Origin of the sequence: Roseibium sp. (assembly GCF_025698965.1) — a bacterium.
GTDB lineage: Bacteria > Pseudomonadota > Alphaproteobacteria > Rhizobiales > Stappiaceae > Roseibium.
This window is the reverse complement of sequence record NZ_JAILWL010000489.1, coordinates 1-4,749: the sequence shown is the minus strand read 5'-3', so window position 1 is coordinate 4,749 and position 4,749 is coordinate 1. Positions and strand designations below refer to the sequence as shown.

The 4,749-nt window shown below is 55.7% G+C and carries 5 protein-coding genes and 1 other RNA gene; 3 read left to right on the top strand and 3 right to left on the bottom strand.

From position 1 onward, the window contains the following. Together K5905_RS27760 and K5905_RS27755 are read right to left on the bottom strand one after the other, a co-directional pair. Positions 1-538: 3-oxoacid CoA-transferase subunit B (locus K5905_RS27760; protein WP_297590391.1), on the bottom strand; the 538-nt coding region annotated here is incomplete at its 3' end. Continuing rightward, entirely contained in the window at positions 528-1,190 is a 663-nt protein-coding gene (locus K5905_RS27755; RefSeq protein WP_297590388.1) for a CoA transferase subunit A, read from the bottom strand. The genes K5905_RS27760 and K5905_RS27755, both read right to left, overlap by 11 nt. Positions 1,191-1,343: 153 nt before the next feature. Between K5905_RS27755 and K5905_RS27750 the strand changes: the two genes are divergently transcribed. The 3 genes from K5905_RS27750 (at position 1,344) to rnpB (ending at position 3,231) form a co-directional block, all read left to right on the top strand. Further along, positions 1,344-1,958 (top strand): Crp/Fnr family transcriptional regulator, encoded by a 615-nt coding sequence (locus tag K5905_RS27750; RefSeq protein ID WP_297590386.1) that lies wholly within the window; start codon positions 1,344-1,346, stop codon positions 1,956-1,958. Between the two features lie 70 nt (positions 1,959-2,028). Then, complete coding sequence (locus tag K5905_RS27745) at positions 2,029-2,760, top strand: SDR family oxidoreductase (RefSeq protein ID WP_297590383.1); 732 nt, start codon at positions 2,029-2,031, stop codon at positions 2,758-2,760. A 74-nt stretch (positions 2,761-2,834) separates the two neighbouring features. Further along, positions 2,835-3,231, top strand: an RNA gene (gene rnpB / locus K5905_RS27740) — RNase P RNA component class A. A 3-nt stretch (positions 3,232-3,234) separates the two neighbouring features. Here the strand turns inward: rnpB and K5905_RS27735 are convergent. Then, positions 3,235-4,722: an NAD(P)/FAD-dependent oxidoreductase gene (locus tag K5905_RS27735; protein WP_297590381.1), complete on the bottom strand. Its 1,488-nt coding sequence runs from the start codon at positions 4,720-4,722 to the stop codon at positions 3,235-3,237. Between the last annotated feature and the right edge of the window lie 27 nt (positions 4,723-4,749).

The following is a 4,749-nucleotide window of genomic DNA, read 5'->3' as shown; positions in this document are numbered from 1 at the left end:
CAGTCGGTTCTATGACCGCCAGTTCCGTGACAATCAGACTGACTTGCCGCATTGCGGTCAGCGGGAGGCTGCACTCGCGCAGGATCTTGGGATTCCCTTTGGCCGTGTGAACCATGGCCACGACGACATGCTTTGCGCCCGCGACAAGATCCATCGCACCACCCATACCCGGAACCATCTTGCCCGGGATCATCCAATTGGCAAGAAAACCGCGCTCATCGACCTGAAGACCGCCGAGAACCGTCATGTCGAGGTGTCCGCCGCGGATCAGACCGAAACTCATGGCGCTATCGATGGATGCAGCACCGGGCACCGCCGTAATGAAACCTCCGCCCGCATCGGTCAGATCCGGGTCTTCCATCCCTTCCGGCGGGCGTGCTCCGAGACCGATCACACCGTTTTCGGCCTGAAAGAAGACGTGAACCTCTTTGGGCAGATAATTGGCAACCATTGACGGCAGACCAATGCCCAGATTGACCAGTGTACCGGGTTCGATTTCCTGAGCCACGCGACGAGCAATGATTTCCTTAGCTTCCATCGGGCTGTCTCTCCAGAAGATGATCCACCAGGATTCCGGGTGTCTTCACGCTGTCAGGTGAGATGACGCCTACCGGCACAATAGAATGAGGTTCGGCAATCACGGTCTCACCTGCCATTGCCATGATCGGATTGAAGTTATGGGCCGTCAGAGAGTATTCAAGGTTGCCGACATAATCGGCACGATAGGCCGCAATCAGGGCAAAGTCGCCATGGAGCGGTGTTTCAAGCAGAAAGTCCTGATCATCAACTGTGATCTTCTGTTTGCCTTCTTCCACAAGCGTACCGATGCCGGTCGGTGTCAGAATTCCGCCGAGGCCGACGCCCGCTGCCCTGATCCGCTCCACCAGGGTACCTTGAGGCACCAGGTCGACCTCTATTTCTCCCGCGATCATCTTTTGCTGGGTTTCCGGATTTAGGCCGATATGTGAGGCAATCACTTTCGAAAGACTGCCGGCTGATACGAGCTTGCCGATGCCGCGTCCCGGCATCGCTGTATCATTTGCAATAACGGTAAGGTCTTTCGTGCCCCTCGCAACGATTACGTCGATTAAACGATGAGGTGTGCCAACCCCCATGAAACCACCGATGAGAAGTGTGGCACCATCCGGAATGAGCTCAGCAGCTTCTTCCGCCTTCAATGCGTGTTTCATGAGGTTTCCCCCGAATCCCATGTCCCCAAGATGACGATAACGTTTTATGCTCTTCAAGAAAAATGAAGTTTGTGCGATGCGGGGCAGTTGTCGCATTGACGCAGCGCACGTTAATGACTTGAAGTCCATCCGGAAGTTCAGTGGAGGCTGGAATTGAAAGAATGCGACACCGACCGTCAGGTTCTTCAGACGTTCTTGGAGAGGTTCCAAACCTCGATTGGCGATCCCGCACCCGACATGCGACTGATCGTGGATGTAGCGCGTGTTTTGCGACCACGGGCAGGGGATGTGTTGTTTTCAGCGGGCGACCTTCTGGAAGATCTCTATTTCGTGGTATCGGGGCTGGTACGGTATTACTACCTCACACCGCACGGACGGGAGTTCAATAAAAACTTCGTCTCGAGTGGTGGTGTGGTCACATGTCTATCTTCATTTCTTGCAGAAAAACCGTCTCCCTTTTTCACGGAAGCCCTGGAAGACACGGTCCTTGTAAGCGTGCCCATGGAAACGGTGCGCAGGCTGAAAGCAGATGACATCTTATGGGAGCGGGTTTTCAACGGTTTCATCACCCGTCTTGCGCTTCGGAAAGAACAGCGGGAAGCGTCCTTTCTGCTTGAAGATGCAGCCGGTCGTTACGAGGCCTTTCTGAGGGAGTATTCGCAAGTCGCACTTCGATTGCCGCAATACCATATTGCGTCCTATCTGGGGATTACGCCGGTTGCGCTGTCACGTATCCGCGCAAGGCGCGCGAAGCGAAGCGCTTCTTAACCCGGGTTAATGCACACCGGCCTACTGATCTCTTAAGTCTCGCCAATTCCGATTTTTGGAGAGACTGGAAATGCAGGAAGTCAGAACTATCGTCATCACGGGAGGAGCAATAGGACTGGGCCGCGAACTGACCCGCCTGTTCTGCGAGCAGGGGCATCGCGTTGTCATATGTGGGCGAACGCAAAATGCGCTGGAAGAAGTCAAAGAAGCGCATAGCCAGGTCATATCCGTACACGCCGATCTGGCGTCTCCCGAAGGCAGGTACCGGTTTCTGGACGCAATTCACGAATTGAATTGTCCCGTCGATCTCCTGATCCACAACGCCGCCCTGCAGTTTTCCTATGATTTTCAAGACGCCTGTGTGCCCATCGAACGGATTGAAACCGAATTGATGGTCAATCTGCTGGCGCCAATCGAGCTCACCGTTGAACTTTTGCCGCTACTCAAGCAAGCCAGGGCGGGGCGTGTGGTGGCCATTTCCTCGGCGCTTGCGCGTGTCCCGAAAAAATCTGCACCGATCTATTGTGCAACCAAGGCAGGGCTTTCCAATTTCACCAGGGCGCTTCGGTATCAACTTGAGGGCACTTCTGTAGGCGTGAGCGAGGTGGTGCCGGACCTGATCGTGACGCGGATGACATCTGGACGCGGCGACAAGGCCTTGTCACCCCTGGAAGCAGCGCAGAGGATTGTTTCGGGGTTGGAAAAACTGCAAAGCGAGATCCATTTGGGCCGTGTTCCATTTCTTTACGCCTTACATCGTCTGATGCCCGATCTTGCGTACCGGATTTTGAAAGCGGCATAAGATCTTATGGAAACAGCAACTTGCGGTTCGCAGTTGCTTGACCTGTGCCGCAAAGCCACTTAAGTCCGCAATCGCCAGTCGGTCGGACAGCCGCTGTCGCAAGTGCCGAAAGGCCGCGAGGGAGGAAAGTCCGGGCTCCACGGAAACACGGTGCCGGGTAACACCCGGCGAGGGCGACCTTAGGGAAAGTGCCACAGAAAGCAAACCGCCCCGGCTTGCCGGGGTAAGGGTGAAAGGGTGGGGTAAGAGCCCACCGCGCCTCTGGCAACAGAAGCGGCATGGTAAACCCCACCGGGAGCAAGACCGAATAGGGACAGCATGGATCGGGAGCAATCCGGGTCCAGGTCGGTTTCCAGGCCCGCTGTCCGGGTTGGTTGCGTGAGGCGTCTGGCAACAGGCGCCCCAGATGAATGGCTGTCGCGTCCGCGCAAGCGGGCCATACAGAACCCGGCTTACAGGCCGACTGGCTTTTTCTTATCCTGCCGAGTATTGCGGTGTGCTTGCCAAAAATGCACCGTAGGCTTCGGCGTTCGGATAAGAGAATTGCTCCGCAAGCGGATTCGCGCGTTTCTTAGTCCTGGCTCCCATATCTGCAAGCAGTTCATCGAAATGCCGGAAGTGGAATGGGGCGGAGCACAGGCCTCCGTAGACCTTGGCCGCCGGTCGTTCCTCGCGGCGCCACATCAGCATGTCGTCAATGTTCTTGCGCATCTCAGCGTCGCTCGGTTGCTTGGACAGCTGACCGTCAGCATAACGGACAAGCCAGTTCGCAATCATTTCCGCTGACAGAATTGTGCAAAAACTGGAGTTGAAACCAACAAATCCCATGTCTGGAAGATCGGGGTTAACTGCCAGTCTGTAAACACGATACTGGCCGTCGGGTTCGATCAGCTTGTCCAGATAGTCCTGAGCCAGATAGGGAACGCCCAGCTTCCATCCGACCGCCAGGATCGAAAGGTCACATGGAATGCGGCTGCCTGTCGTCAGCACGGCATTGCCATCTTCATAGCGTTCGATCGTGCCCTTGATTGGCTTGATTGTCCCGTCCTCAAAGCCTTCAAACAGACCCGGAGTAACGATCGGAAGAGAGCAGGACGCATCCTTTTCGATTGGTGCGTCAGGCACCATGTCCCATTTCTTCAACTTGAGCTGAAACTTGAGGAGGGCCTCGAGGCCTCGGAAATTGGCCCAGATCAACGGCTTGAACAGAGTCTGGACCACTCTGGCCAGCGGTGAAGGAGACCAGCCGTTGAATTGCTGTTCCTGGGCTCGCATGTAGAGCAATCGTTTGAAGTTGATGCCGCCGACAAAATACGGAACCCTCCAAACCGGTTCCCGATAAACAAGGGTCACCGACTTGGCGCCATTCCTGACGGCATTGACAACGATGTCGGTTGCGGACTTGGAGCCCCCAAGCACCACGATGTTCTTGTCTTTAGCCAGGGCGCTGTCGGTATATTCCGAACTGTGCATGACCTGGCCACCCTCGGCCTCGAACTCTTCCTGTCCAGGATGGGAAATGATGTTCTTGTCAGAAAATTGCCCGGTGCACACTGCAACGAAATCGAAATCCCGGGTCCAGCGCCTGCCTGCTGCCTCCAGCGTCAGCGTCCAACCCGGCTTGCCGTCCGTTCTGCGATCCATCGAAACCACGTCGGTGTTCAACTGAAACAGCCGTGCCAGATTGTGTTTGGCTGCATAAGAATGCAGATAGGCGTGGACCTGCGGTCCCTTCGGCCATTCCGGATAGTCCTCCGGCATAGGCAGGTCCGTATAACGGTAAAGATCCTTGGGTGATTGGGTTTGCACATCGGGATAGGAGCGAGAAAGCTCCCATACGCCGCCAAAGTCATGACTTCTTTCAAAGCCGATCACTCTGTGGCCACGCTCGTCAAAGGCTTTCGCTGCCGCAAGTCCGCTCACGCCGCCGCCGATTACGGCGACAGTCTTCCGTCTGGTCATGGTTTTCAATCTCCTCTTTATCCGCTC